The sequence below is a fragment of the Polynucleobacter sp. 71A-WALBACH genome (genome assembly GCF_018882365.1).
Taxonomy (GTDB): domain Bacteria; phylum Pseudomonadota; class Gammaproteobacteria; order Burkholderiales; family Burkholderiaceae; genus Polynucleobacter.
Map to the genome: position 1 here is coordinate 120,183 of NZ_JACVOP010000002.1, position 23,220 is coordinate 143,402.

The window sequence follows — 23,220 nt, forward strand, 5'->3', positions numbered from 1 at the left end:
ATGCTTAAGGCTTAAATGGGTGGGGTACTGGTTTTTGATCAAGCCATGCTTCGAGGGTTTGAGTGATACCTTGTGAGAAGGTTTCAAAAATTGGCTCTGCAATAAAGCCAAGGTGTGGGGTTGCCAATAGATTGGGAGTGTTACGTAATGGATCGTTGGCTGGTAGTGGCTCAAGATCAAATACGTCCACCGCAGCTTGACCAGGACAGCCGTTTTTGAGGGCAACGCATAAGTCAGGCATGTCAATCAGTGCGGATCGTGAGGTATTGACCAGAATCGAGTCTGAGCGCATTAAGGCTAATTGATCTGCGCTAATAATGCCTTTGGTTCCAGGGCCAGCAACCAGGTGCATTGTGACTACTTTTGACGTGCTAAGTAATTCATCGAGGCTAACGGATTTTGCATGTTCGGCTGCCGCGCGTTCTGGCGTCATACGGGGGCTCCAAGTCACAATTTCCATACCAAACGCGTGACCGACTCTTGCCACGCGACTACCAATCGCCCCCAATCCCATGATGCCAAGTCGCTGACCTGAAAGCATGGGCAGGAGTGAAAGCTGGTCACGCCATCCGCCTGTAGCAATTAATTTGTTTTCTTCAATCAGACGCTTGGATGCGCCCAAAATTAAAGCCCAAGTTAATTCTGCGGTTGTCTCTTTAGAGGGGCCGCCGGGAGTACATGCCATTGGAATATTTCGGGACGTCAGGGCAGACGCTTCTAGAGTGCCGTTACGCTCACCCGTGAACATGAGAAATTTGAGCTTTGGTAGTCTCGCAATCATCGCCTCATTAAACGGCGAACGATCGCGAACGATGGCAATCGCATCGGCATCCTTTACTGCCTCGTACAGAGCCTCATCACGTAATGGTTCGTGATGAATAGTCAGGTTTGCGCGTTGTTCAAGCTTATCCCATCGAGAAAATCGACGCAGGGCATTTTCATAATCGCCTAGGATGACGATATTTGGTAGCGGAGTCATGATTAATTATTTCTTCTATTGGTAAGTTTAGTCTGGAGTGCAAAGACTCAAAATTTGCTTGAGATCAGTGGCATTGCCAAGATTCCATAAAGCGGCAATGAGTTGACGGGTTTTTTCTGCGCCAATCACTGGCTCAGCCAAGCTTGTGAATTTCTGTTCTAAATTGGCATCGCTCATTGGGTTCTCAACAGATCCAATGGCATTCTTAACGAAGATATGAACTTCTTTTCCGTCCTTCAGAATTGCTTTCACATCAACTGAGGCTTCGCTAATTGAAGTGTCAGTAGTGGCATTCACTTTGGCGCGTAAGGCAACAACATCTGGGCGGTTGACAATATCGTCTGCATATTCACCTTCTCCTGCCTGACCGAAGATAAGTCCAACTGCGCAACCATGGTAGACGCTGAATTTTCCTTCTAGTCCATCCTTAGGTGTTTTCTTGCCAGTCAATTCCAGAACAAGTGGGTGTACACGTAATTCAATGCGCTCAACTTCTTCAGCTTTAACTCCCTGCGCCTTGAGTTGTGCACAAGCATCAATCGCGGGGTGAATCACGATGCCGCATGCAAATGGTTTGTAGGTATTTAATGAAATTTCGAATGACTTTCCTAGAGCGCGATCAATTTCTGACCAATCACATTTAGTGGAAACAGTTTGCATATATCCGCGGCCGGCTTCTAAGGCTTTGGGGCTGGCGGTAAATCCATGTTTAGCTAGCAGCGCTGAAAGTTGACCTGCTCGAGCTGCTCCTCCTGGATGAAATGGCTTTGTCATCGTACCGAATTGCTCACGCATTCCAACTGGTTGGGAAGCGGCAATACCCAAAGCCATCGTGGTTTTCTGAAGATCAAGGCCCATGAGGCGTGAACAAGCTGCAGCGGATCCAAGCATTCCGGTAGATCCCGTAATATGCCAACCGCGATGGTAGTGATCTGGGTACATGGCATTACCAACGCGGCAAGCAACATCAATTCCGAGTACGAGAGAGTCAATGATTTGTCTGCCATTGACATTAGTGTGCTCTCCCAATGCAAGAATGGCTGATGCAACTGGCCCAGCAGGATGAATTACAGTCTTGAGGTGGGTGTCATCAAAGTCAAACGTGTGTGAACTAATCCCATTGATTAATGCGGCGCCACCCATATCAACTCGATCCTTGCGACCAAGAATGCTTGCTTGGGGCGCTGGTTGGAATTCTCGGATAGCGGCTAAAGAGGATTCAACGCTTTCATGATTTGCCGCACCAATTGCGCAACCAAGCCAATTGAGAAATGTACGATGCGCTTCGTGATCCACTTCGGGAGTCCAGCCTTGGCTTGGGTGTGTGGTAACAAATTCGGCCAGTATTTTAGTAACCGGTGGCGCATTAAGGTCTGCTGCAGCTTGAATTGTTTGGGACATATATTTTCCTGTTTCTCGTAAGTTTGAATGTATTAGATGGGTTTAATTTAAGTTATTCCAGTTCGATATTGCGCTCTTTGGCAACCTTAGCCCAGCGAGCAATATCTTCTTTAATGTAGACAGTAAATTGTTGTGGTGACATTGGCATCAAGGTCATAGCCTCGCTTGTCATTTTTTCTGAGAAATCAGGTAGCGCCAATACTTTATTGAGTTCCGCATTCAGTTTTTGGACAATCGGAGTCGGCAGGTTCGCAGGACCAACTACGCCATACCACTGTTGACCGTCAAAGCCGTTATAGCCCAGTTCTTTAAAGGTAGGAATGTTAGGGGCAGCAGAATTGCGCTTAGAGCCCGTAATGGCCAATCCACGAACGCGATTGGTGTGGAGGTAGGGAACTGCTGCAAAGAGGGTGGGGAGCATAGCCTGCGTTTGGCCTGCTAACAAGTCAGTGTATGCTGGGCCTACTCCACGATATGGCACGTGGACCATGGATATACCGGCTGCTAATTTCAGCTGCTCCATCCCCAAGTGGGTTAAGGTGCCAGGCCCCGCAGAACCATAACTTAACTTGTCTGGATTCTTCTTCGCATATTCAATAAATTCTTTGAAGTTTTTGATTGGAAGATCTGGATTGATGATGAGCGCATTTGGGGTGGCGCCAATCATTCCAATCGGGGTAAAGTCTTTGATCGCATCATAGGGTAGTTTTCGGACTGCTGGGTTGGTGCCATGAGTACCAACATAAGCAACCATGAGGGTGTAGCCGTCGGGAATTGCTTTCGCAACAGATTGCGAGGCAATGGCGCCACCACCACCGCCCATGTTCTCAATAATTACGGGTTGTCCAAGTGAGTGAGATAGTTTTTCCGCAACTGCGCGAGCAATATTATCAAGGCCACCGCCGGCTGCTACTGGTGCAATTAGCTTAATAGGCCTGTTGGGATAGTTAGTAGCATTCTGTGCTTGAGCATTAAAGCAAGTCACAAAACTAATGGCAACAAAAATACCGGGGAAAAATAAAGTCAGCAGCCGCTGACTAGGGTTATTAAGCATGTCTCAGATCCAGGTTATTATTTTTATGTTGTGCTACCCATAAATTCTACTATTTATGGCAAATTTTTTTTGATAAAGGACTATCGATGATTCTCGAGCACTGCGATATAGAGGTAGACCCAACTAAGGGTGCTGAGTTTGAGGAGGCTATTTTGCGTGGCGTCAATACGGTTATCGCAAAGGCCAAGGGTTTCCGAGGTTTTAAGGTTAACCGCAGCATTGAAAGCCCGGCAAGATATTTATTGCTACTTTACTGGGATACCCTTGAGAACCATACGGTGGACTTCCGGGGATCTGATGCTTTCGCTGAGTGGCGAGCAATTGTTGGCCCATTTTTTGTAAAGCCACCTTTTGTTGAGCACATGACTTTGGTAGGCAAGTCGGTCTAATACTCTTAGTTTTTATGCAGTTTGTTTTTTTCGGATGGAGCGCTCTAGTGGTATGGAGTCTAGATTAGGCTCTAGCGCTTCCCGTTCATCAAAGACGAAGCAGCTGCCGGTGTAGTGCGCAGAGCCAACCTCTTCAAAGTATTTGAGGATGCCACCTTCAAGTTGATAGCTATGTTGCATGCCAATCTCACGCATATAGAGACCAGATTTTTCACAGCGAATTCCGCCAGTGCAAAAGCTCACTAAAGTTTTATCAGCTAACTCATCCTTGTGCGCAGTGATTGCCGCGGGAAATTCGGTAAATTTCTCAATATTAAAATGCAAGGCATTTTCGAAAGTACCATACTCGACTTCGAATGCATTCCGTGTATCTACCATGACTACAGGGCGCCCTAAGTCATCCGTTCCACGATCCAGCCACTCCTGTAATTTTTTTGGCGTAATGAAATTAGCGCGACCCTCTTCTGGACGAATCGCCGGGTGATTCATGCGAATAATTTCATTCTTAATTTTGACCAGCATCTTTTTAAAGGGCTGTGTTTCAGACCAGCTATCTTTGCCCTGAATGGGTGCAAAGCGGGAGTCCTGGCGCAACCAATCTAAAAAGCCACGCAATTCAGAATCGCTCCCTGCCAGGAACATGTTGATGCCTTCGCCAGTGAGGAGAATGGTTCCCTTTAGATGACGTGAATTGCACTCATCCAATATCTTGGCGCGCAGCTCAGTCAAATTGTCTAGGCTGACAAATAAATAGGCGGCTATGTTCAAAATCGGTTTCATGTTTAATCTCATCAGGCTCTGCCATCTATTATCGAACAAGCTGTGGAGATGGGTGGTAATCTTGTGGTCTTAATCGAGGGAGATGATGTGATGCCGATTTTCTTGAAAATAACTAAAAAAACGCTGTTATTAAGCCTGTTCTTGATGTTCTCTAGCTTTATTGCTAGCGCTCAAACTGCGGGAGTGGGCACCTGGCCTACTCAAAAGCCCATTCGCCTGATTGCCGTCTTTCCGCCCGGTGGATCCGTGGATCAAGTGGCGCGCACTATTGCCCCCGCTTTGCAAGCCGAATTAAAGCAAAACGTCATTGTTGAAAATGTGGGGGGCGCATCGGGGGTTATTGGAACCGCGGCAATGACTAGATCAGACCCTGACGGCTATACCTTTGCTGTGGTTTTTGATACTCATGGCGTAAACCCAAGTCTGAAAGATAAGCTCCCCTACGACACTATTAAGGATATCGCGCCAGTAACCTTAATTGGTACATCTCCGATGGTGTTGGTTGCGAGTAAAAGTTCTGGGATTACGAGTTTTAAGCAGCTTGTAGATCAATCTAAGACTGGTAAGCAATTTAGCTACGGTTCCATTGGTATCGGTAGTTTGGGGCATTTAGCCATGGCGCGTTTAGCCAAACAAGCAGGCTTTGATTGGAATCACATTCCTTATCGTGGTGGAGGCCCCCTGATGCAGGATGTACTGGGTGGTCAAGTGCAATTGGCGATTGGCTCAGAATTTTTGGTCAAGCCACACATTGATAGTGGTGGCGTGATTCCTCTGGTAATCACTACGGCTAAAAGATCGCCTCAGTTACCAAACGTGCCAACCATTTCTGAAAGTGGTTTCCCTGGCTTTAACGCGCCGGCGTGGTGGGCGATATTGGCACCAGGCAAAACACCGCCAGCCATTGTGAATGCCATGAATCAAGCGGTCACAAAGGCCCTTAAGACGCCCGCCGTTGCATCTAAATTAAAGGCGCAAGGTATTGAAATCGTTGCCGGAAATCCGGAGACTTTGCGTGACTTTATTGGCAAGCAAATTGCGGTATGGGGCAAGTTTGTAATTGAAAACAATATTAAAGAAACACAATAAGGAATTGATATGAGTGAGCGTTTAGTTCCTTATCAGCCAATGGACTTGGCTGAGCCCGCTGAATTAGTAGCTGCTATTCGCAAGAGACGCGGCGGCCAGTTCATCAATTTAGACCGCATGCTTTTGCATAGCACCCCGATTGCCGAGGGTTGGAATCATTTCATTGGCGAGATACGTAACAACCTTTCGCTAGATCCGAAGCTACGTGAACTTGCGATGTGTGGTGTAGCCGTACTCAACGGTGCGGAATATGAGTTCTTTCATCACGCACCTCCATTTATTAAAGCGGGTGGTACGGAGGAGCAAGTGCAGGCATTGCGTTTAATTGGCCAACCGAGCTTCCCAAGCAAACTATTTTCCGCTGTTGAAAACGATGCGGTGGAACTCACGTTTCAGATGACCCGCAATATACAGGTTGATAGTGCCTTGATGAAGCGCTTGCAAGTAACTTTGGGTAACACCGATACTGTAGAGCTTGTGACTGTAGTGGCAGCTTACAACATGGTCTCTCGTTTTTTAATTGCTTTAGATGTCAATCCAGAGGAGCATCCTCCTGAATAAGTCATGATGCAGGATGCTTCTATTCATTGGGAAGAGGGTGGTCAGGCTTGTTCAGCGGTTTGGCATTCAGAAAATAGCATAGCAACGCATAAAAAGGTAGTCACTGCGGATGACACCTTAACTGCAGATGATGCCTATCATTTAGCATGTGCGGGTACGGCAATCCTCTGGAAGGGGGATTTCCAAAATGCCCGCCAACTATTACAGGCTTTAGTTCGTAGGATTGATCGACCTTCAAAAAAATCTAAGCGTGCCAGTAAAAGGGTTGATAAATCAGGTGAGCTTGCCACCCAGAAAGCGGCTGTAGATATTTTTAATCAGCACCGTTTGATTCAGTCTCAACGCGCTCGAATACTGGGTATGCTGCTAATCCAATGTAACTCTGATCACACTATCCCCTTGCGTCGTGCGCCAGATATTTCGAAAGCTTGTCTAGAGGCATATGGCCCCGTTTCCCAATCCTATGTAGTTTCTTTGCGTGAACTCTTGGGCATAGTGAGTGCTCATGAATGGCGTAAGAATGGATTGCCTATTCTGGCCGATGAAAATGGTGAGCCCATTTTCGTTCACCCCCATTACGGGGTTTTCTCACCTGTTCGTGGGGAATATATTGAGTTGGTTTGTAGTGCGCCATTACCCCAGGCTTTAGATTCTGAGTCTACTGCCTTTGATATTGGTGTTGGCACTGGGGTGCTCTCTATTATTTTGGCAAAACGTGATGTTCAACATATTGTCGCTACCGATCAAGATGATCGAGCGCTTACTTGCGCTAAAGAAAACATCACACTCTTGAATCTAGGTTCGCAAATCGAGATTGTCAAAGCTAATTTATTTCCGCCAGGCAGGGCTTCATTGATCGTATGCAATCCACCTTGGGTTCCCGCAAGACCTAGTTCTACCTTGGAGCATGCGGTTTACGATCCAGAGAGTCAAATGCTGAAAGGATTTTTAGCTGGATTAAAAGATCATTTATCCCCCAAGGGTGAAGCCTGGTTGATTCTTTCTGATCTTGCTGAATATCTTGGCCTCAGAACTCGACAAGAATTACTCTCCTGGATTGAAGATGCGGGCTTAGTGGTTCTTGGCCGCATCGATACAAAGCCCAAGCATCCAAAAATTGAAGATGAAGCAGACTTACTGCACTTCGCAAGAGCGTCTGAGATTACGTCGCTATGGCGCCTACAAATTAATCAGTAAAAACAGATTCGTTGTAAGAATTTTTCAATACCCTTAGTCCTTGCCGCCCCTTTATTCAAAGGGTTGTTTATGCACACAACATCTCATAAAATAAATGAGAATCATTGTTATTTACCATAATTAAGTTGTAGTGTGTAAGGGCTGGGATAGTTGAAGAGCACAAGATTGATCGTTAATAAATATGGCCTAATCACCATTTTGGTTGCTGGGTTGCATCTGACAGTTCTTCTTTGGGTTGGCCTTGTCCAAAGGCTCTCTAAAGGGGCGCCATTGGCAGATGTAATGACCCTAAGCTTAAGAGACCCATCCCCCGTTCAAATCGCATCTAGAACTCTAAGAAAAACTCAGAACGCCGATTCCAGTAAAAGGGATTTAGTAGCGCCGATTGCATTGGGCTCAGGCATCAATGAGGCTACCGCATCACTCTCGGCGACTCCAACACTTCATGATCGGAGTGCGTACTTTAATCCAAGACCACCTTACCCGATGTTGAGTAGGCGTATGGGCGAGCAGGGCGCTGTCGATCTTAAGCTGTGCATTAATAAGCGAGGCCTTGTTGAGGCCATTCATTTAGCAAAAAGTTCGGGCTATCAAAAATTAGATCAGTCTGCTATGGAGACTGTAAAAACATGGAGATTTGCTGCGCTAGATACGGGGACGGAAACTTCCTTTAATTGCTACCACCTCCCAATTCACTTTATATTGCAGGCTTGAAATGAAGCTAGACATTAGAAGGGTAAATCTACAGGCTTGTCCTCTCGATATGGCTTGGGTTAAGGTTATCTCAAGTGCCGCATTATTGGGGCAAGAAAAATCGATTGTCATCCTGCATGATGGTCAGAGATATACCTTGAGCATCACCAAGCTAAGGAAGTTAATTCTGACAAAATAAAATTGTATTCATTTTTTAGCCAGCAAAAGCATCTTGATGTGCGAATAGCCAGCGATTTTTTTTCATCTCTGGAGATTGCATATGAAGCAGCAAAAATTGGCTTGGGCCTCAAGCATGGCATTGGCATGTGGATGGTCTTTTGCCATGGGTATAGAAGCCCGAGAAATAGATTTACCAAGGATTGATATTGTGGGTCAGGAGGAGAATGCGCGCTCTAAAATTCCTGGAACAGTTGATGTCATCAACCAAAAGCAGTTAGAGATACTGCAACCCTTATCGCTCCAGGATGCTTTAAAGACTGTTCCTGGAGTGAATATACGTGGCGATGAAGGGGGTCTTGGGTCTATTCCCAATATCGGTATTCGTGGATTAAACCCAAGTCGCAGTCAAAAAGCCCTGCTTTTGGAGGATGGTGCACCGATTCATCCAAGTTTGTTTATCTCTAATGCTTCCTATTACAGCCCACCTGTAGATCGGATGAGTGGAATTGAGGTCTTAAAAGGGGCTTCTGGTTTGCAGTATGGACCATCCAATATTGGTGGAGTAGTCAACTACCTCACAAAAACACCAGAGCATGGCTTTAAGGTTTCTGGCAAAGCAGGGAACTATGGGTATCAGTTGGCGCAAATTGAGGCCGGAGGAAAATCAGAGTCGAATGGTGCTGTCGCTGGGCTCAATATCATTAAATCAGAGTCCAACGGGTATCAAGACAATGGATACAAGATGTACGATATTTTATTTAAAGGCGGCATTAGTATCGAACCCAATCAGTGGCTTAGCGTTAAATATACTCACTATGACAATAATATTAATACCTCATATGTAGGATTAAGGCCAAACCAGTACAACAATAAAATATCCTCCAATCCAGCTCCCAATGACAACTTCGTCACCCAAAGAAATGCCGTTGATCTTAATCACGCTTGGGAATTAAGCCCCGAAACCAAGCTGAATACTTTGGTTTATTGGAGTAGGTTGGGACGAGATTATTGGCGCCAAAGTATTGCCACGCGTACCGCTGATAAAACATCCTTTAATTCATGTGACGGCAGTAAAGCTTGTATGTTTGGCCGTAACCGCGAATTTCAAATGCTTGGGATTGATACTCGTATCTCGCATGCCTATAGCGCCATGGGAATGAATAATATATTCGAGTCAGGGATACGTCTGCATACGGAATCGCAATCAAATCAAATGGTGGCATCTACAAGTTATGCGAAATCGGGCAGAGTGACCGGACACGAGGAAAATAAGGCCAATTCACTAGCGATCTATGCCCAAAATCGTTTTTCAATCACCAATAATATTGCCCTTATCCCAGGCCTCCGTATTGAAAGCTATAACCAGTCTCGCAATAACGTTCTTAATCAAACATCAGGAAGTGCCAAAAATTTAGAAACGGTCCCGCAGCTTGGAGCGACCTGGCAACTGACTCCGGAGCTGCAGATGTATTCAAGTGTGTACAAAGGCTTTGCGCCTGCACAGCTAGCTACAGCAATCAATGAAAAGGGGGTTGATCAACAATTGGATCCAGAGCGCTCTACTAATTTTGAGTTTGGATTGAGAGGTCAAAATTCTAGATTAACCTATGATGCAGCAGTTTTTAGTATGGACTTCAGCAATCAAATTGTGAATCAAAGTCTTGCTGCTGGAATTTCTAAGGCTAATGGCGGTAAGAGTCTGCATCAAGGAATGGAATTAGCTTTGGGTTATAGGCTGCGAGCAGGGTGGAGTGTCAATGGAAATATGACCTACATTCCGGTGGCAAAATTTGTGGGTAATTCTTCTATGGGGCGAGATGGTAACCGTATTCCATATACGCCAGACCTTATCTCTAATCTTGGGGTGAATTATGAAAAAAATGGATTCAATTCTCTAATAAGCTTAAATTACTTATCAGCTCAATTTTCTGATTCTGCTAACTCCATTCCCGCAAATGCAATTGGTACTACAGGGGAAGTACCTTCAGCTACAACTGTGAATTGGTCTGCAAATTATATAATTAATAAGAGTTTGAAGGTTTTTGGAGTAGTCAATAATGTTTTTAATAGGCGCTACATCTCCAGTAGAAGTCCTGATGGTATCTTTGCTGGCGCACCATTAAATTTTCAAGCTGGCATGAGTTACCAATTCTATTAATTTGAGAATATAAGACCCAGGACAATTGGTTATTTAGCAAATAACTGACTTGGGTCTTCAAATGCTTTGAACTCCAAAGCATTACCAGCGGGATCGAGGAAGAACATTGTCGCCTGCTCCCCCACTTTTCCTTTAAAGCGAATCTGCGGTTCTATGATGAATTTGATGGCACTCTTGCGCAATCGATCTGCTAATGCATGCCAATCTGCCATCGTCAGCACAACACCAAAATGTTTTACAGGAACTTGATGCCCGTCAACCTCATTTGAGGCTGCATGGCCGCATTCTTGAGGTGCGAGATGGGCAACCAATTGGTGTCCAAAGAAGTCAAAGTCAATCCATTCATCAGAGCTGCGACCCTCAGCGCAACCTAAGGTGCTGCCGTAAAAAGTGCGGGCTGCCTCTAAGTTATCTACAGGAAATGCAAGATGAAAAGGTTGGATAGTTGACATGGTGGCCCCTAGCAATGATGTGGATCTGAGCTTAGCACGCTTAAATGTGTGCAATAGCAAAGTTTAGTATATTGAGACCATAAAAATAAAGCTGTTTAACGGAGACAAAAATGATTATGTTTCAATTCAGTAAATTGTGCCGCTCTGTTGTCCGAGGCGCCCTTATTCTTGGTTTTTCTACAGTTGTGCATGCCGCCTACCCAGATAGGCCAATTAAGCTCATCGTTCCCTATCCTCCTGGCGGAGCAACTGATGTGATTGGGCGCATTCTCGCCAAGAATCTTGGTGAATCTCTGGGGCAGCAAGTGTTGGTTGAAAATCGTGGTGGGGCTGGCGGCAATATCGGCGCAGAAACTGTAGCTAAGGCAAATCCAGATGGCTATACCTTATTGATGGGTGCGGTGACTTCGCATTCAACGATGGCAACCCTTGAAAAAGGCAAGTTACGGTATGACCTTTTAAAAGATTTCACCCCAGTCATGATTGTTGGCTCGGTACCTTTGGTGGTAGTTGTCAATCCTAATGTGCCGGTAAGAACTCTCAAGGGTTTAATTGACTACGCAAAAGCAAATCCAGATAAGTTAAATTACGCCTCTTCGGGCGCGGGTGCGCCACAAAGAATGGGCGCAGAAATTTTCCAAAAAGAAGCAGGTATCAAAATCACGCATGTGCCATATAAGGGTAGTGGCCCGGCTATGACCGATTTGGTCGCAGGTCAGGTCAATATGATGGTCGAAACCGTTCCCGCTGCATTGCCATTTATTGCTGCCGGACAATTGCGTCCATTGGCGGTGACGACGGCAAAGCGTATTTCAATGTTGCCTGATGTTCCCACTGCTGCTGAGTCTGGTATGCCAGCTCTGGAGGTGAGCTCCACCTTTGGTGTACTTGCTCCGGTAGGGACGCCGACACAGATCATTGACCAGTTAAATAGCGCTATCGCTAAACTGCTAATAAACCCAGAGGTTAAAGAAGCATTTTTAAAGCAGGGCGTCTATGCGGCTATGCCAACAAAACCTAAGCAGTCTGCAGAATTGTTGGCTGCGGAAGTGAAGCGCTGGGAAAAGGTTATCAAAGAGGCCGATATTAAGGCTGAGTGACTATTATTTATCTTTTAAGTTAAAGAATCATTTATGACAAGCAATACGAATAAAGAGAAAAAGCAGCCTACTGAAAGTGGCTTGCGCAAGGGCTTAACCAGTTATGGTGACAAAGGATTCTCTTTGTTTTTGCGCAAAGCATTTATTAAAGGCGCAGGCTACACCAATAGCGCATTAGACCGTCCTGTGATCGGCATTATTAATACTGGTAGCGCCTTCAATCCTTGCCATGGCAACATGCCGCAACTGATTGAGGCGGTAAAGCGTGGTGTGATGCTAGCTGGTGGATTGCCGATGGACTTTCCAACAATCTCTATTCACGAGAGTTTTGCTGCTCCGACCAGTATGTATTTGCGCAATTTAATGTCGATGGATACTGAGGAGATGTTGCGTGCTCAACCGATGGATGCAGTGGTCATGATTGGTGGTTGCGATAAAACAGTCCCTGCACAAATGATGGGTGCTGCTTCTGCGGGTCTACCAGCAATTCAGTTAATCACAGGTTCAATGCTGACTGGTTCACACCGTAGTGAGCGGGTGGGTGCTTGTACGGATTGTCGTCGTTACTGGGGCAAGTTCCGTGCCGGCGAAATTGATAAAATTGAAAAAGATGAAGTGAATGATCAACTGGTAGCTAGTGTGGGTACCTGTTCGGTGATGGGAACTGCTAGTACGATGGCTTGCATCTCTGAAGCATTGGGAATGACGGTGCCTGGCGGCGCTACTCCGCCAGCGGTAACGGCCGATCGGATTCGGATTGCGGAAGAGACGGGTACACGTGCTGTGCAGATGGCCATAGATGGTTTAACAATTGACAAGGTATTAACAGCAGACGCTTTTGAAAACGCGATGCGTGTTTTATTGGCGATTGGTGGATCAACTAACGGTATTGTGCATTTGGCTGCTATCGCAGGCCGCATGGGCTTAGAGATTGATTTGGAAGCTCTCGATCAGATGGGTGATGAGACTCCAGTTCTTGTAGATCTCAAGCCCTCTGGTGATCATTATATGGAGAACTTTCATGATGCTGGTGGTATGACAACGCTGCTGCGTGAACTCAAGCCCCTGCTAAAACTTGATGCGATGACAGTAACGGGTCGCACTCTGGGTGAAGAGATCGATGCAGCGCCACCAAGCTTTAAGCAAGATGTGGTGCGTAAATTGGATAATCCTATTTACCCCCGCGGTAGTATTGCAGTTCTGCATGGCAACTTGGCTCCTGGTGGCGCCATCATCAAGCAATCCGCCGCTAATGAAACACTGATGGAGCATGAAGGTCGAGCGATTGTTTTTGAAAACAGTGAAGATCTAGCTAATCGCATTGATAGCCCGGACTTGGATGTGACTGCGGACGATATTTTGGTTCTTAAAAATATTGGACCTAAGGGTGCGCCTGGCATGCCTGAGGCGGGATATATTCCGATTCCAATGAAGCTTGCTCGCGCTGGCGTGAAAGATATTGTGCGGATTTCTGATGGGCGGATGAGTGGTACGGCGTTTGGAACGATTGTGTTACATGTGACGCCAGAAGCCGCAGTAGGCGGCCCCTTGGCGCATGTGAAGAATGGTGATCGCATTCGTTTGAGTGTAAAAAATCGTGAGATTAGTTTATTGATCTCAGGGGAAGAGTTGGCTAAGCGCGCCAAAGAGAATCCAGTAATAGAGCCGACTGCAGAGCGTGGCTACCTAAAATTATTCTTAGATACGGTCACACAAGCAGATAAGGGTGTCGACTTTGATTTCTTGAGAGCAGTGAAGATGGTTGGTAAAACACCAAAGCGTTAATTTATTTAGGGTAGTGTTGACGATCTGAGTCTAAACATAAAGAGATTTAGCTTAAATTGGCTGTTTTTCCAAGGTTTAGGCTTGCTGTGCATTTGAAATATTTTAGGTATAGAATCACGCCATGCGATCCCGATACAGATCTCTCGTGATTCTTTTATGCCTCCTCTTGATTACATTCAGGGCGGCGGCAGGTAGTGTTTTTATTGAGGCTGCTATTGAGCGCGCTCAAATGCAGCAAACTTTATTCTCTGAATATGCGTCTGATCCGGGTCGTCTCAATAAAGAAACTTCCGATGGTCAGCAACAATCCCACTCATTATTTCTCATGAGTCATGTCACAGCAAATATCAGTGACACCAATATTATTGTTTCGTTTCAACCATCAGAGCTTGTTCTCTTCAATTGCCTTGGCGATATTCTTACTACGCAAAATTTTCCAGACTCTGCTTTTAAACCCCCAAAAGTTAGCGCCTAATTTCTTAGGTTTGGTGTCAGTCTTGATTGACTGACCCCTTTGTTATTTTGGCCAGATATTCATGGTCTCTATGGGGAATTTCCATTATGTATTCGCTTAAAAAGCTACTGCCTTTGGCATGCGCAGTATTACTCATTTCTGCATGTAGCAGTGGGGTTAAATTAGATGATGCAAATAACATAGCATCTATTAATGCGGGTGGATCAATGTCTTACGATCCCACTAGCGACCCTAAGTCTAGCGTCTTTGGCAAACGTTCTATCTTCTTTGAATTCGATAGTTATACGGTTGATCCAACGTACGCTTCTACCATTGCCGCTCATGCGACTTATTTGAAAACCTTTCATGCGAAAAAGGCCGACATCATTATTCAGGGCAACACAGACGATCGCGGTACGGCTGAATACAACTTGGCGTTAGGGCAGAAAAGATCCGAGTCGGTCAAAAGGGCTTTGCTGGCACAAGGGGTCAATGAATCCCAAATAGAGGCCGTCAGTTTTGGCAAGGAAAAACCGTTGAATCCAGCGCAAACGGAGGCTGCCTTCAAGGAGAACCGTCGCGCTGACATTGTTTATCGCTAGTCCCCTTAACCTCTCCACTTTCATTTTGTGTGGAGAGGCTTTTATTCACAAAGAACTTATTAATTTCTGAGGTTCATATGAAAAATATCTATCGTGGTGTTGCAATGGTTGCAATTTTGCTATCAGGATGCGCATCAAATACATCGCTAACCAAGAAGCCTAATAGCGATATCTCAATTGCTAAGGTAAATGAGGTGCAGAAAAAGATTGCCTCTTGTGTGGCTGAGGTAAATCAGTCGGATGATGCGAAGTATGTTGATGAGCATATCCTGGTACTCACAGAGAAGAGCGCTAATGCAAAAGAGCTATTTAACTCAAGCGACAAAATCGCATCAGATCAAGCAGTCGTTTTAATGAGATTTAAAGAGTCCACCTTAAAGTGCCGCACTATCGCCAACGAATTACCTTCCCCAGCATTAGTCGCTGTCTATACCAATTTTTATACGAATATCGATGCGGTTTACAAAGATCTGATTGATAAGCGAATCACCATTGGTGTAGCCAATCAGGAGAGGTCAATGCGCATCCAGTACGCAAAAGAGAGATGGGTGCAGATTCTGAAGACTGAAAAAGGAGGCTCTTAGGATGATGGAATCACAATACTACTTTGCCTGTAGAGCCTGTGGGTATGAGTGCATTAGCGGAATCGGCATTGAAAGAGGCCCTCATTTTTACAGGGCTGCGATGGTATGTAATCACTGTGATGAGGTTGATACGTTTGCCATGCCTAATCCAGGCTCTATGGTTGATTTGCCTGCTGGCACAGCAGTTTGCAAAACCTGTGGTTCTGCCGAGCACTTGACTGTCTGGGATGGGCTAACGTGCCCTCATTGCAAACAGAAGATGAAAGCAATTGGTACAAATACAAAAACAAAGCGTCCTTTTAAGTTTTGGTAATTTTGTTCGAACTATTGGAATCTGACTCCCAGGCCGGGAGTCTTTTTAGTAAATTTATGTATAAATTAATCATATTTTGTATCCCTGTTATGGCTTTATTTTCTTGCAATGTATTTTCTGCAAAAGCTAATGGAGGTTCATTTAATTCTCAAATTGCATATGTTGTCGATGTTGATTCGGGTAAGGTATTAGTAGATAGAAATGCAGATGCAGTTTCGTCCATAGCATCGATTTCTAAATTAATGGCCTCAATTATTGTCTTGGAATCTGGGCAGAGTCTGGCTGAACAAGTGGTGATTGAAAAGGATGATGTTGCTAGGCAATCAACGGCGCATTGGAAATTAAATGTTGGAACGGAGATTACTAGAAAGAGAACTTTGCGAATCGGTTTAATGTCTTCAGAAAATAGAGCTATCAATGCACTAGCCAGAACCTACCCGGGTGGCAGAGAAGCTTTTGTAGAAGCCATGAATTTCAAGGCGAGTTCTCTTGGAATGATTCACACTCATTTTGTTGAGCCAACTGGACTTTCGCCTGAAAATGTTTCAACTGCGCGCGACTTGGTTATCTTGCTTCAAGAGTCAATGAAATTTCCTTTGATTCAAGAGTTCTCCACTACAGAAAAATTTGATGTTGTGGATGGAGTGCATGCCCCGCAACCATTTGTAAACACAAACCCGATTGTTCGTAATGAGCTAATGGATGTTTTGGTTCAAAAAACTGGCTTCATCACTGCTGCTGGACGCTGCTTGGTGATGGAGGCAAAGATTGGAGGGAGAAATATCGCCATGGTATTTCTAGGATCAAAAGGAAAGAACGCTCGTTTTAGAGATGCTCTTTTAACCAAGCGAGCATTTGAAAACGTAAACTGATTAATCCAAAGAAAAACGCCACCTAAACAGGTGGCGTTTGACTATTGATTAAATCAATTGACTACTAATTGGTGGGTCGGCGCTTACAGTCACCAGCTTGCAAGATGTCATCCGCAAATATGAAGTAGAAAGCAAGTTGGTGGGTAATGTCATGACTTTGGCTGATGCCAAGAAAAAACCATTGGCATTGGTGTCAGATGCAAAACTACAGATGCTCAATTCTTTAAATACCCGCTCAGATGAAATAGATCGCCTTGTCAATGTGATCTGCTTTAACAAATACATGTCAGATCCTTTTTATATGCAGGTGTTTGTGCAAAACAATCAACCCGAGCAATGGCAAACCATGATTGAGTCAATTTATGAGGCAATTGAAAGGCCAGAGCCAAGCTTTGCAAATGCTAAACATATTGCAAGTCATAGGCTTCAGCCCATTCGGGTGCGAACCTCCACCTTAGGTGCGCCACTAGCTAGTTCTGAAAACCCAATGGATCGAATTACTCAACATTTAGGCAATGTGGGGATATAGAGAGCTGTAAATTACATGCCACTTAAAATTAGTGGCATGTAGACAAAATGTCTTTAGACGGCCAAATCGCCTCATTTTGTCTACAAAACAGCCGATATAACCATTTTTCGTCAACAACTTAGCTTATATCGTGAGGATCAAGCAATTGATACTGTGAGGGGTTGTCTGTAAATGCGTTGCAAGCCTTCATTTTTTCCCAAAGATTTGGGAAGTTCGAATAATCAAATCCTGCGGTCCAACGCCATGCACGAGTCATGGATCGAATGAAAGGACTAGGATCATTGTTTTGAGACAGCACTTTTAATGGCAGCAAATAATCCTCACGATAAGCTGTAGGAATAATAATGCGAGAGGCGGAGTGTTGAGTTAAGTAGGCATTCATGGTTAGACGCGCGGTTTGGCCATTGCCATCCATAAATGGGTGCACTTCGGTAACTACAAACATCGCCATCAATGCACGCGCAAATGGGTCTTCCAGTAAAGCGATGCGTTTGAATCCTTCCCGCAAAGTGCCTTTAACAAGCTCGGGTTGAACAAAAATAGTATTTCCTGCTTGGTTAGCTTGCTCTTTCCATTCGCCCGGATTTTTATCTGGGCGACTAGAGAGTATTTGGAGGTTGCATTGCTGAAGCCATACTAAGAAATCATCTTCATCTTTTGGTGGCTTAGAGCGAAAGGGTTGCTCCATGATTGCTTTAAAGGTGCCCAGTACATCATGCGAATCTTCATTTCGTTTTGGAATCATCTTCCCATCGAAAATAATCTCGGAGGCTTCTTCTACGGTGAATGTAGTTCCTTCAATGTAGTTCGAAAAGTACGATTCAAAGAATGCAAAATGAAAGGCGCCTTTACCCGTATTGGCCTGATCTTCGATGATGGGAAAAGGTTTTCTTAATGCAGAAAACAAAGTTTCGAAGATCTCAATGCGATCAGGATCATAAGGTTTACCAGCTGCGCGCGCTAATGCATCAGCTGCCCGTAAAGAGCGGGCTTTACCAGTTTGCATTAAGGCCGAAACAATCGTGTTGAGCGTTTTAAATTGAACCTCTAGACCTAATTGAGGGGCAATCGCTTTAGCGTCATCACGCAGTGCATTAAGTTTATGTTCACCACGAATGGTGCATAACTTACTTAAATAAGATTCAACCCAAGGGCGACCCATAGTGCGAAGATCTGAGCCTTTGCGGCTATAGAGGTTCTCCAGTAACCGCCTAGCCTCCGAGGATATAAAGAGTTTTCCATACGGGATGTCGTTTAGCGAATCTTTGTGCGATTGAACTGCAGTGGGCCCTGGCAAAATATTTAGAGTCAACCCTGGAAACGCTATTTGACGTGCTCTATTGCCAGACACCAAAAATATATTCCCACCATCATCTGGCTTACAAAGGTGAGCAGAGCGGTAAGCTATTACGGAGCCTGGATAAAGATATTCGGTAATTTGCCGCCAATTTGGCCGAATGATTTGCTCGAGTGGGCTATTGAGGTCGCCGGTGTAAATACCGCGATAAATTTGACGCAAACGACCAGACCTAGCCAAGCGGGAAATTCTCTGGGCGTTCGTTTTGTCTTCTCTCGAACTAAAAAGCAAGAGGGGCAGCTGGTCAACAGAAGTGCTCATAGGGCCTTAATTTATCCATTAATGTCAACAACTATGCATATATTATAGTTTAATGTCAACAAAAGTGAGTATAGAATCAAAATAACCCTATTTTTAGGTATATAGATACGGCTATTTCAAAGCCCTTGCATCGCTTACCAGTTGATATATCTGACTGTGCCTGTGAAGGATTTCAAAGAAAAGCCTCAAGGTATTGAGAGCATCAACATCTGCTCTATGTGGACTGCCTTCAAATTGAAGCTTAAAAGAACCCAGGCCTGAGGATAGACCGCCACTGGGTTTTTTGCCCATGGCAAGCATGTGCAGGCTATACCAAGTTTTGACATCGATCCAGCGACGGCCAAAATGGGGAAAGCTGATACCTCGATCTTTAAATTCAGATTTCAGCTCAAGTGAATCACCACCGCCCCAGGTAATGGGATTAACAAAGCAATTCCGCGCACTGATGATTTCCCCAATTTCTTTAGCTGCTTGTTCGTGTGGAACTGCATAGTCAGAAATATCCTGATTGCAAATGCCCGTTAATTGGGTGATGAACTCAAAAATAGGCTCTTTAGGATCTAAGAGCCATTTATACGTAGATAGGGATTGATTGACATAGTCATGATAGTTTCCTACTGCTAAACCTATTTGAACGATCTTTGGATTTACTGTGGAATTATCTTGCGAATTATTGAGCTCTAAATCAAGCGCGAAATAACACTGCTCTTTATCCATGGGACCCCTTCACTATTCATTTAGATGAATGAGCAATGTAGAGGCCGAACCTCAAAGAGTCAAACAAAATAAATCACCATATCCCTATTAATGAATTTACGAGAGAGTAATTCAGTCAAGGGCACCCCAAGGGGGTGGCTTGCGAACCCTTGACGGCCACGACCAAAGAAACGCTCTTTTATGCCCAAGGTGGCGTAATAACACATTGGGCATAAAGACTCATGGCGAGTTAATGAGGCGGGCCAACAAAAACCCCAGAAATATCCAAAGCTCATACCAAGCACCTCAATAATTAATTCATGTAGTGAGGGCTAAATACTCTAACTACTGCTTCATACCATCGCGTCTTCACTAGAGTCGCACCTAGTAGCGTAGCAATGGATAGGTTCATGCTCTATCAATTGGAATGAAGCTAGCCAATTCACGAATGGATAAATACATTGATAGGGGTGGCATATGCCAATTTCAAATACAGACTTGCAAGAGTTAGCTAAGGTTTCCTTGGATGAGTACTTGCGTAATCTACCGGTCGATCAAATTGCGGTGCAAAATTCTTGTGGCGGTCTCCAGAACATCTCGTTTGTTGATGGTCTCAATCGCCTTGGCAATAACCGACGGCGTAATGCTTTCAATAGGCAGTGCCCCTAGAGATTTATAAACATCACGCTCAAAAGCTCTTTTGGATTTCGTGAAGTGGGTTGCACTCCATTCTTTCTCTTTCATAGAGAACCATTCTTCAGCTACAGCCTTGAAGGTGCTGTCACTTTGAGATGCGGCATTGGCTCTATTAAGGCGCCTGGAGATGACTGGATCCTGACCTTTAGTAAGACAGGCTTTGACCTCGTTTAGCTCTAGTCTTGCTTGAGCTAGGCTGTTTTGTGGATACCCGCCTATGGAATAACTTTTTTCTTTACCTTCGATGCGATATTTGATGCGCCAAATAGCAGTTTGGGTCTGGGTGATAAGTAAATAAAGGCCTCGGCCATCTGCAAGCTTGCTACCTGGGGCTGAGCGGTTGATGAAGCTCTTGATCCCTTTATCCGTAAGCTTTCCAGAAATACCCCCAACCATGTTTTTGACCTTGTTCGATTTTGCTCTGATACCCCCAATAATACCCCCAGCGTATTTGGATACAGCAGAATCTAGAAAGACCACAATGGGCGTAGAGCCCTTTATCTACAAAGAAAAACGCCACCCTGGTGGGTGGCGTTGGACTGTTACATACTTCAAAATGGTGGAGTCGGCGGGAATCGAACCCGCGTCCGCAAATCCTCTACAACAAGTTCTACATACTTAGTCATATCATTTAATTTAGCTAGCTAGTCACAGACTGACATGTTCCACGCTGGCGATTCACTAAGTTTTCGAATCATTCCCCGTGACATGAAATGATCTTATCTCTTGTAAATGACCCTGACCTAGCTTTCGCTAGCTGACCCAAGAGAGAATCAGTTCAGGGGCAACCGCAATTAAGCGGCTAGTGCGAAACGTTCGTCGTTTGCAGTTATTACATTCCCATTGATTTACGAGATAACGGGTCCTCGGTATGCCCTTGATGCTTTGTAATCCACGTCGAAACCATGTCGACCCCGGAGTTCATGCATTGGAAGCTCTATTTTAAGGCTCTTAGTCTTAAATTGCTTGATATCTTGCGGATTGCTAACTTAGCCCTACTGCGGGAAGATGATTGCGAGTAATTCTTTTGGATGGCGTACGAGAAAATCTGCACCCCAGGCCTCAGGGGGCTCTTCACAGCCACAATAGCCGTATGCTGCGGCGATGGTCTTCATGCCTGCTGCTTTGCCTGCCATGATGTCTCTAATGTCATCACCAATATATACCGAGCTACTCGGGTCAATATTGGCGGCTCTAGCGGCATGCAAGATGGGCTCAGGATGTGGTTTTGAGTAGGAAGTGGTGTCCCCAGAGACTGTTGATACCGCTCTTTGGCGTAATCCCATCAAGTCAGTGAGGGGGTTGGTAAAGCGTTCGCTCTTGTTGGTGACTATGCCCCAAGGAAGGCTGGCGCTATCCAATTGATCCAATAAATGATCTATACCCTCGAAAAGCACACTATTTACCAGCAAAGCCTTCTCATAGTTCGCAAAAAACTCATCTCGTAATGTAATGAAGTCTGGGTGATCGGTGTCGATTCCAAATGCGCCACCAATCAGTCCACGAGCCCCAGCGGAGGCATGGGGACGTAAGAACTCATATGGCTTTGGAGCAAGATTGCGGGCAATGAGGAGTTGATTTGCCGCCGCTACAAGGTCTGGAGCGGTATCAGCAATGGTGCCATCTAGGTCAAAAAAGATGCCTTTGTATGGACTCACTAACCCGTTGCTCATTTACTGACCGCAATCATGTAATTTACGTCGACATCTTCTCCAAGGCTGTAGACCTGAGTAATAGGGTTGTAGCTCATACCTTTCATGCCAAGCATTTCCAGCCGAGCTTGGCGGGTAAATGCGACTAATTCAGAAGGTTTGATGAATTTAGCGTATTCGTGCGTACCTTTAGGCAGCAATCGCAAAATATATTCAGCGCCAATAATGGCAAATAAGTAGGACTTAGGACTGCGATTGAGGGTGCTAAAAAAGAGCGTACCGCCTGGTTTGCAGAGCTTTGCGCAAGCTCGAACCACGGAGGCGGGGTCTGGGACATGCTCCAGCATCTCCATGCAGGTCACAACGTCATACTGCTCTGGCTCTTCTTCAGCTAGTGCTTCAGCTGAAATAGAGCGGTATTTGAGGGTCGCGCCTACCTCGAGGGCATGCAATTCAGCGACTTTAAGGGCTTTTTCAGACAAATCGATGCCACAGGTATCGGCACCAGACTGGGCAATTGACTCGGCCAGAATCCCGCCACCACAACCGACATCCAAAACTTTCTTGCCCTGGAGATCAACATACGACTTGATCCAATCGAGGCGCAGCGGGTTGATTGCATGCAAAGGTTTGAATTCACTATGGGGATCCCACCAGCGATGGGCTAGGGCGCTAAATTTAGCGATTTCAGATTGATCGACGTTCATATGGATTAAGGCGCAGGAAGCGCGCTGAGATAAATGAATTACGAATATAGCGGAAATAAAAAAGCCCGGCAGAACCGGGCTTTTTTACAAGTAAAAAGAATTACTTAACTGCAGCTGTACCAACAACTTCGATGTCAGTGCGGCGGTTCTTAGCGCGGCCTTCAGCAGTTGCATTGCTCGCAACTGGATTGCTCTTGCCTTTTGATTCTGTGTAAATACGGCTACCGTCAACACCTTTGCTTACTAAGTAAGCTTTAACGGACTGAGCACGACGCTGGCCGAGAGCCATGTTGTAAGCATCAGTACCAACGCTATCAGTGTTACCAACAGCAATAATTACTTCTAATTTGATCTTGTTCAAGTCAGCAGCGATCTTGTCCAAAGTTGCTTTACCTTCTGGCTTCAATGTAGCTTTGTCGAAGTCATAAAGTGTGTCAGCTTGCAAAGTGATCTTGCTTTGGCTTACACCGGCGTCAGCTTTTTTGCCTAACCAGCCATCGCAACCAGGAGCTGCAGTAGCAGGAGTCCAGTTGTTATCACGCCAGCACAATGTGCCGTCGCCGTTTTTCCAGTTCAATGCAGAGCTGTTTTCCCAGTTATCAGAAGCCATCGCTGCAGAAGCAGAAACAGTGATAACAGAAGCTAGCAACACTTTTAGGGTTTTGTTCATTTTTAGTCC

Annotated in this window: 27 protein-coding genes and 1 other RNA gene; 15 read left to right on the top strand and 13 right to left on the bottom strand. The window is 45.2% G+C overall.

The features are described 5' to 3' along the window. Positions 1-4: 4 nt before the first annotated feature. From ICN42_RS08210 to ICN42_RS08220, 3 genes are read right to left on the bottom strand one after another with little or no spacing between them, the layout of a single operon-like run. Positions 5-979, bottom strand: a complete 975-nt coding sequence (locus tag ICN42_RS08210; RefSeq protein ID WP_216253280.1) for a D-2-hydroxyacid dehydrogenase family protein — start codon at positions 977-979, stop codon at positions 5-7. Positions 980-1,006: 27 nt separating this feature from the next. Next, positions 1,007-2,380 (bottom strand): MmgE/PrpD family protein, encoded by a 1,374-nt coding sequence (locus ICN42_RS08215; RefSeq protein ID WP_216253282.1) that lies wholly within the window; start codon positions 2,378-2,380, stop codon positions 1,007-1,009. A 52-nt stretch (positions 2,381-2,432) separates the two neighbouring features. Continuing rightward, positions 2,433-3,434, bottom strand: a complete 1,002-nt coding sequence (locus ICN42_RS08220) for a tripartite tricarboxylate transporter substrate binding protein (RefSeq protein WP_216253285.1) — start codon at positions 3,432-3,434, stop codon at positions 2,433-2,435. An 86-nt stretch (positions 3,435-3,520) separates the two neighbouring features. Here ICN42_RS08220 and ICN42_RS08225 point away from each other — a divergent pair, with 86 nt between their 5' ends. After that, positions 3,521-3,823: an antibiotic biosynthesis monooxygenase gene (locus tag ICN42_RS08225; protein WP_216253287.1), complete on the top strand. Its 303-nt coding sequence runs from the start codon at positions 3,521-3,523 to the stop codon at positions 3,821-3,823. Positions 3,824-3,835: 12 nt separating this feature from the next. Here the strand turns inward: ICN42_RS08225 and ICN42_RS08230 are convergent, their stop codons facing one another. Then, complete coding sequence (locus ICN42_RS08230; RefSeq protein ID WP_216253288.1) at positions 3,836-4,603, bottom strand: sulfurtransferase; 768 nt, start codon at positions 4,601-4,603, stop codon at positions 3,836-3,838. A gap of 90 nt (positions 4,604-4,693) precedes the next feature. On the opposite strand from ICN42_RS08230, the gene ICN42_RS08235 reads away from it, so the two are divergent. From ICN42_RS08235 to ICN42_RS08260, 6 genes are all read left to right on the top strand, one after another. Continuing rightward, positions 4,694-5,692 (top strand): tripartite tricarboxylate transporter substrate binding protein, encoded by a 999-nt coding sequence (locus tag ICN42_RS08235; protein WP_216253706.1) that lies wholly within the window; start codon positions 4,694-4,696, stop codon positions 5,690-5,692. A 9-nt stretch (positions 5,693-5,701) separates the two neighbouring features. Continuing rightward, positions 5,702-6,253 carry a carboxymuconolactone decarboxylase family protein gene (locus ICN42_RS08240; RefSeq protein WP_216253290.1) on the top strand — a complete coding sequence of 184 codons (552 nt, stop codon included), beginning with the start codon at positions 5,702-5,704 and terminating at the stop codon, positions 6,251-6,253. A 3-nt stretch (positions 6,254-6,256) separates the two neighbouring features. Beyond that, a complete protein-coding gene (locus ICN42_RS08245) occupies positions 6,257-7,450 on the top strand; it encodes a class I SAM-dependent methyltransferase (protein WP_216253293.1) in 1,194 nt (397 codons plus the stop codon). A 150-nt stretch (positions 7,451-7,600) separates the two neighbouring features. After that, positions 7,601-8,164: an energy transducer TonB gene (locus tag ICN42_RS08250; protein WP_216253295.1), complete on the top strand. Its 564-nt coding sequence runs from the start codon at positions 7,601-7,603 to the stop codon at positions 8,162-8,164. Between the two features lies 1 nt (position 8,165). Then, positions 8,166-8,342, top strand: a complete 177-nt coding sequence (hemP, locus tag ICN42_RS08255) for a hemin uptake protein HemP (protein WP_255539326.1) — start codon at positions 8,166-8,168, stop codon at positions 8,340-8,342. 81 nt (positions 8,343-8,423) lie between these two features. Next, on the top strand, positions 8,424-10,481 hold the full coding sequence (locus ICN42_RS08260; RefSeq protein ID WP_216253305.1) for a TonB-dependent receptor domain-containing protein: 2,058 nt from the start codon (positions 8,424-8,426) through the stop codon (positions 10,479-10,481). A gap of 29 nt (positions 10,482-10,510) precedes the next feature. On the opposite strand, the gene ICN42_RS08265 is transcribed toward ICN42_RS08260, so the two are convergent. Beyond that, positions 10,511-10,933: a VOC family protein gene (locus ICN42_RS08265; protein WP_216253308.1), complete on the bottom strand. Its 423-nt coding sequence runs from the start codon at positions 10,931-10,933 to the stop codon at positions 10,511-10,513. Between the two features lie 110 nt (positions 10,934-11,043). On the opposite strand from ICN42_RS08265, the gene ICN42_RS08270 reads away from it, so the two are divergent. From ICN42_RS08270 to ICN42_RS08305, 8 genes are all read left to right on the top strand, one after another. Beyond that, entirely contained in the window at positions 11,044-12,033 is a 990-nt protein-coding gene (locus ICN42_RS08270) for a tripartite tricarboxylate transporter substrate binding protein (RefSeq protein ID WP_216253311.1), read from the top strand. 33 nt (positions 12,034-12,066) lie between these two features. Next, a complete protein-coding gene (locus tag ICN42_RS08275; RefSeq protein ID WP_216253313.1) occupies positions 12,067-13,818 on the top strand; it encodes an IlvD/Edd family dehydratase in 1,752 nt (583 codons plus the stop codon). Between the two features lie 121 nt (positions 13,819-13,939). Then, positions 13,940-14,293: a hypothetical protein gene (locus tag ICN42_RS08280; RefSeq protein ID WP_216253315.1), complete on the top strand. Its 354-nt coding sequence runs from the start codon at positions 13,940-13,942 to the stop codon at positions 14,291-14,293. Between the two features lie 86 nt (positions 14,294-14,379). After that, positions 14,380-14,874, top strand: coding sequence for a peptidoglycan-associated lipoprotein Pal (gene pal, locus ICN42_RS08285; protein WP_216253317.1), 495 nt, complete (start codon positions 14,380-14,382; stop codon positions 14,872-14,874). Between the two features lie 77 nt (positions 14,875-14,951). Next, positions 14,952-15,458 (top strand): hypothetical protein, encoded by a 507-nt coding sequence (locus ICN42_RS08290; protein ID WP_216253319.1) that lies wholly within the window; start codon positions 14,952-14,954, stop codon positions 15,456-15,458. 4 nt (positions 15,459-15,462) lie between these two features. Continuing rightward, on the top strand, positions 15,463-15,771 hold the full coding sequence (locus ICN42_RS08295; protein ID WP_216253321.1) for a hypothetical protein: 309 nt from the start codon (positions 15,463-15,465) through the stop codon (positions 15,769-15,771). A 56-nt stretch (positions 15,772-15,827) separates the two neighbouring features. Continuing rightward, the gene (locus ICN42_RS08300) at positions 15,828-16,643 is read left to right on the top strand and encodes a serine hydrolase (protein WP_216253323.1); all 816 of its coding nucleotides are present in this window, start codon (positions 15,828-15,830) and stop codon (positions 16,641-16,643) included. Between the two features lie 97 nt (positions 16,644-16,740). Beyond that, a complete protein-coding gene (locus ICN42_RS08305; protein ID WP_216253325.1) occupies positions 16,741-17,172 on the top strand; it encodes a hypothetical protein in 432 nt (143 codons plus the stop codon). 118 nt (positions 17,173-17,290) lie between these two features. Here the strand turns inward: ICN42_RS08305 and ICN42_RS08310 are convergent, their stop codons facing one another. The 8 genes from ICN42_RS08310 to ompA all read right to left on the bottom strand — a co-directional run bounded on the left by ICN42_RS08310 (position 17,291) and on the right by ompA (position 23,211). Next, the gene (locus ICN42_RS08310) at positions 17,291-18,790 is read right to left on the bottom strand and encodes a Fic family protein (RefSeq protein WP_216253327.1); all 1,500 of its coding nucleotides are present in this window, start codon (positions 18,788-18,790) and stop codon (positions 17,291-17,293) included. 111 nt (positions 18,791-18,901) lie between these two features. Then, the gene (locus ICN42_RS08315) at positions 18,902-19,507 is read right to left on the bottom strand and encodes a 3'-5' exonuclease (RefSeq protein ID WP_216253329.1); all 606 of its coding nucleotides are present in this window, start codon (positions 19,505-19,507) and stop codon (positions 18,902-18,904) included. Positions 19,508-19,566: 59 nt separating this feature from the next. Further along, positions 19,567-19,782, bottom strand: coding sequence for a hypothetical protein (locus ICN42_RS08320; protein ID WP_216253331.1), 216 nt, complete (start codon positions 19,780-19,782; stop codon positions 19,567-19,569). Between the two features lie 247 nt (positions 19,783-20,029). Then, on the bottom strand, positions 20,030-20,662 hold the full coding sequence (locus ICN42_RS08325; protein ID WP_216253333.1) for an integrase arm-type DNA-binding domain-containing protein: 633 nt from the start codon (positions 20,660-20,662) through the stop codon (positions 20,030-20,032). Positions 20,663-20,739: 77 nt separating this feature from the next. Next, positions 20,740-21,098, bottom strand: a transfer-messenger RNA (tmRNA) gene (ssrA, locus tag ICN42_RS08330). Positions 21,099-21,177: 79 nt separating this feature from the next. Then, positions 21,178-21,855 carry an HAD family hydrolase gene (locus tag ICN42_RS08335; RefSeq protein WP_216253335.1) on the bottom strand — a complete coding sequence of 226 codons (678 nt, stop codon included), beginning with the start codon at positions 21,853-21,855 and terminating at the stop codon, positions 21,178-21,180. Further along, complete coding sequence (gene ubiG, locus ICN42_RS08340) at positions 21,852-22,541, bottom strand: bifunctional 2-polyprenyl-6-hydroxyphenol methylase/3-demethylubiquinol 3-O-methyltransferase UbiG (RefSeq protein WP_216253337.1); 690 nt, start codon at positions 22,539-22,541, stop codon at positions 21,852-21,854. Before ubiG ends, ICN42_RS08335 begins: the two co-directional genes overlap by 4 nt. Before the next feature lie 100 nt (positions 22,542-22,641). Next, positions 22,642-23,211: an outer membrane protein OmpA gene (gene ompA, locus ICN42_RS08345; protein ID WP_216253338.1), complete on the bottom strand. Its 570-nt coding sequence runs from the start codon at positions 23,209-23,211 to the stop codon at positions 22,642-22,644. Positions 23,212-23,220: the final 9 nt, after the last annotated feature.

Coding starts and splice junctions, on each gene's coding strand:
- ICN42_RS08210 (WP_216253280.1), bottom strand. CDS start 979: ATGACTCCGCTACCAAATATCGTCATCCTAGGCGATTATGAAAATGCC.
- ICN42_RS08215 (WP_216253282.1), bottom strand. CDS start 2,380: ATGTCCCAAACAATTCAAGCTGCAGCAGACCTTAATGCGCCACCGGTT.
- ICN42_RS08220 (WP_216253285.1), bottom strand. CDS start 3,434: ATGCTTAATAACCCTAGTCAGCGGCTGCTGACTTTATTTTTCCCCGGT.
- ICN42_RS08225 (WP_216253287.1), top strand. CDS start 3,521: ATGATTCTCGAGCACTGCGATATAGAGGTAGACCCAACTAAGGGTGCT.
- ICN42_RS08230 (WP_216253288.1), bottom strand. CDS start 4,603: ATGAAACCGATTTTGAACATAGCCGCCTATTTATTTGTCAGCCTAGAC.
- ICN42_RS08235 (WP_216253706.1), top strand. CDS start 4,694: ATGCCGATTTTCTTGAAAATAACTAAAAAAACGCTGTTATTAAGCCTG.
- ICN42_RS08240 (WP_216253290.1), top strand. CDS start 5,702: ATGAGTGAGCGTTTAGTTCCTTATCAGCCAATGGACTTGGCTGAGCCC.
- ICN42_RS08245 (WP_216253293.1), top strand. CDS start 6,257: ATGATGCAGGATGCTTCTATTCATTGGGAAGAGGGTGGTCAGGCTTGT.
- hemP (WP_255539326.1), top strand. CDS start 8,166: ATGAAGCTAGACATTAGAAGGGTAAATCTACAGGCTTGTCCTCTCGAT.
- ICN42_RS08260 (WP_216253305.1), top strand. CDS start 8,424: ATGAAGCAGCAAAAATTGGCTTGGGCCTCAAGCATGGCATTGGCATGT.
- ICN42_RS08265 (WP_216253308.1), bottom strand. CDS start 10,933: ATGTCAACTATCCAACCTTTTCATCTTGCATTTCCTGTAGATAACTTA.
- ICN42_RS08270 (WP_216253311.1), top strand. CDS start 11,044: ATGATTATGTTTCAATTCAGTAAATTGTGCCGCTCTGTTGTCCGAGGC.
- ICN42_RS08275 (WP_216253313.1), top strand. CDS start 12,067: ATGACAAGCAATACGAATAAAGAGAAAAAGCAGCCTACTGAAAGTGGC.
- ICN42_RS08280 (WP_216253315.1), top strand. CDS start 13,940: ATGCGATCCCGATACAGATCTCTCGTGATTCTTTTATGCCTCCTCTTG.
- pal (WP_216253317.1), top strand. CDS start 14,380: ATGTATTCGCTTAAAAAGCTACTGCCTTTGGCATGCGCAGTATTACTC.
- ICN42_RS08290 (WP_216253319.1), top strand. CDS start 14,952: ATGAAAAATATCTATCGTGGTGTTGCAATGGTTGCAATTTTGCTATCA.
- ICN42_RS08295 (WP_216253321.1), top strand. CDS start 15,463: ATGGAATCACAATACTACTTTGCCTGTAGAGCCTGTGGGTATGAGTGC.
- ICN42_RS08300 (WP_216253323.1), top strand. CDS start 15,828: ATGTATAAATTAATCATATTTTGTATCCCTGTTATGGCTTTATTTTCT.
- ICN42_RS08310 (WP_216253327.1), bottom strand. CDS start 18,790: ATGAGCACTTCTGTTGACCAGCTGCCCCTCTTGCTTTTTAGTTCGAGA.
- ICN42_RS08315 (WP_216253329.1), bottom strand. CDS start 19,507: ATGGATAAAGAGCAGTGTTATTTCGCGCTTGATTTAGAGCTCAATAAT.
- ICN42_RS08320 (WP_216253331.1), bottom strand. CDS start 19,782: ATGAGCTTTGGATATTTCTGGGGTTTTTGTTGGCCCGCCTCATTAACT.
- ICN42_RS08335 (WP_216253335.1), bottom strand. CDS start 21,855: ATGAGCAACGGGTTAGTGAGTCCATACAAAGGCATCTTTTTTGACCTA.
- ubiG (WP_216253337.1), bottom strand. CDS start 22,541: ATGAACGTCGATCAATCTGAAATCGCTAAATTTAGCGCCCTAGCCCAT.
- ompA (WP_216253338.1), bottom strand. CDS start 23,211: ATGAACAAAACCCTAAAAGTGTTGCTAGCTTCTGTTATCACTGTTTCT.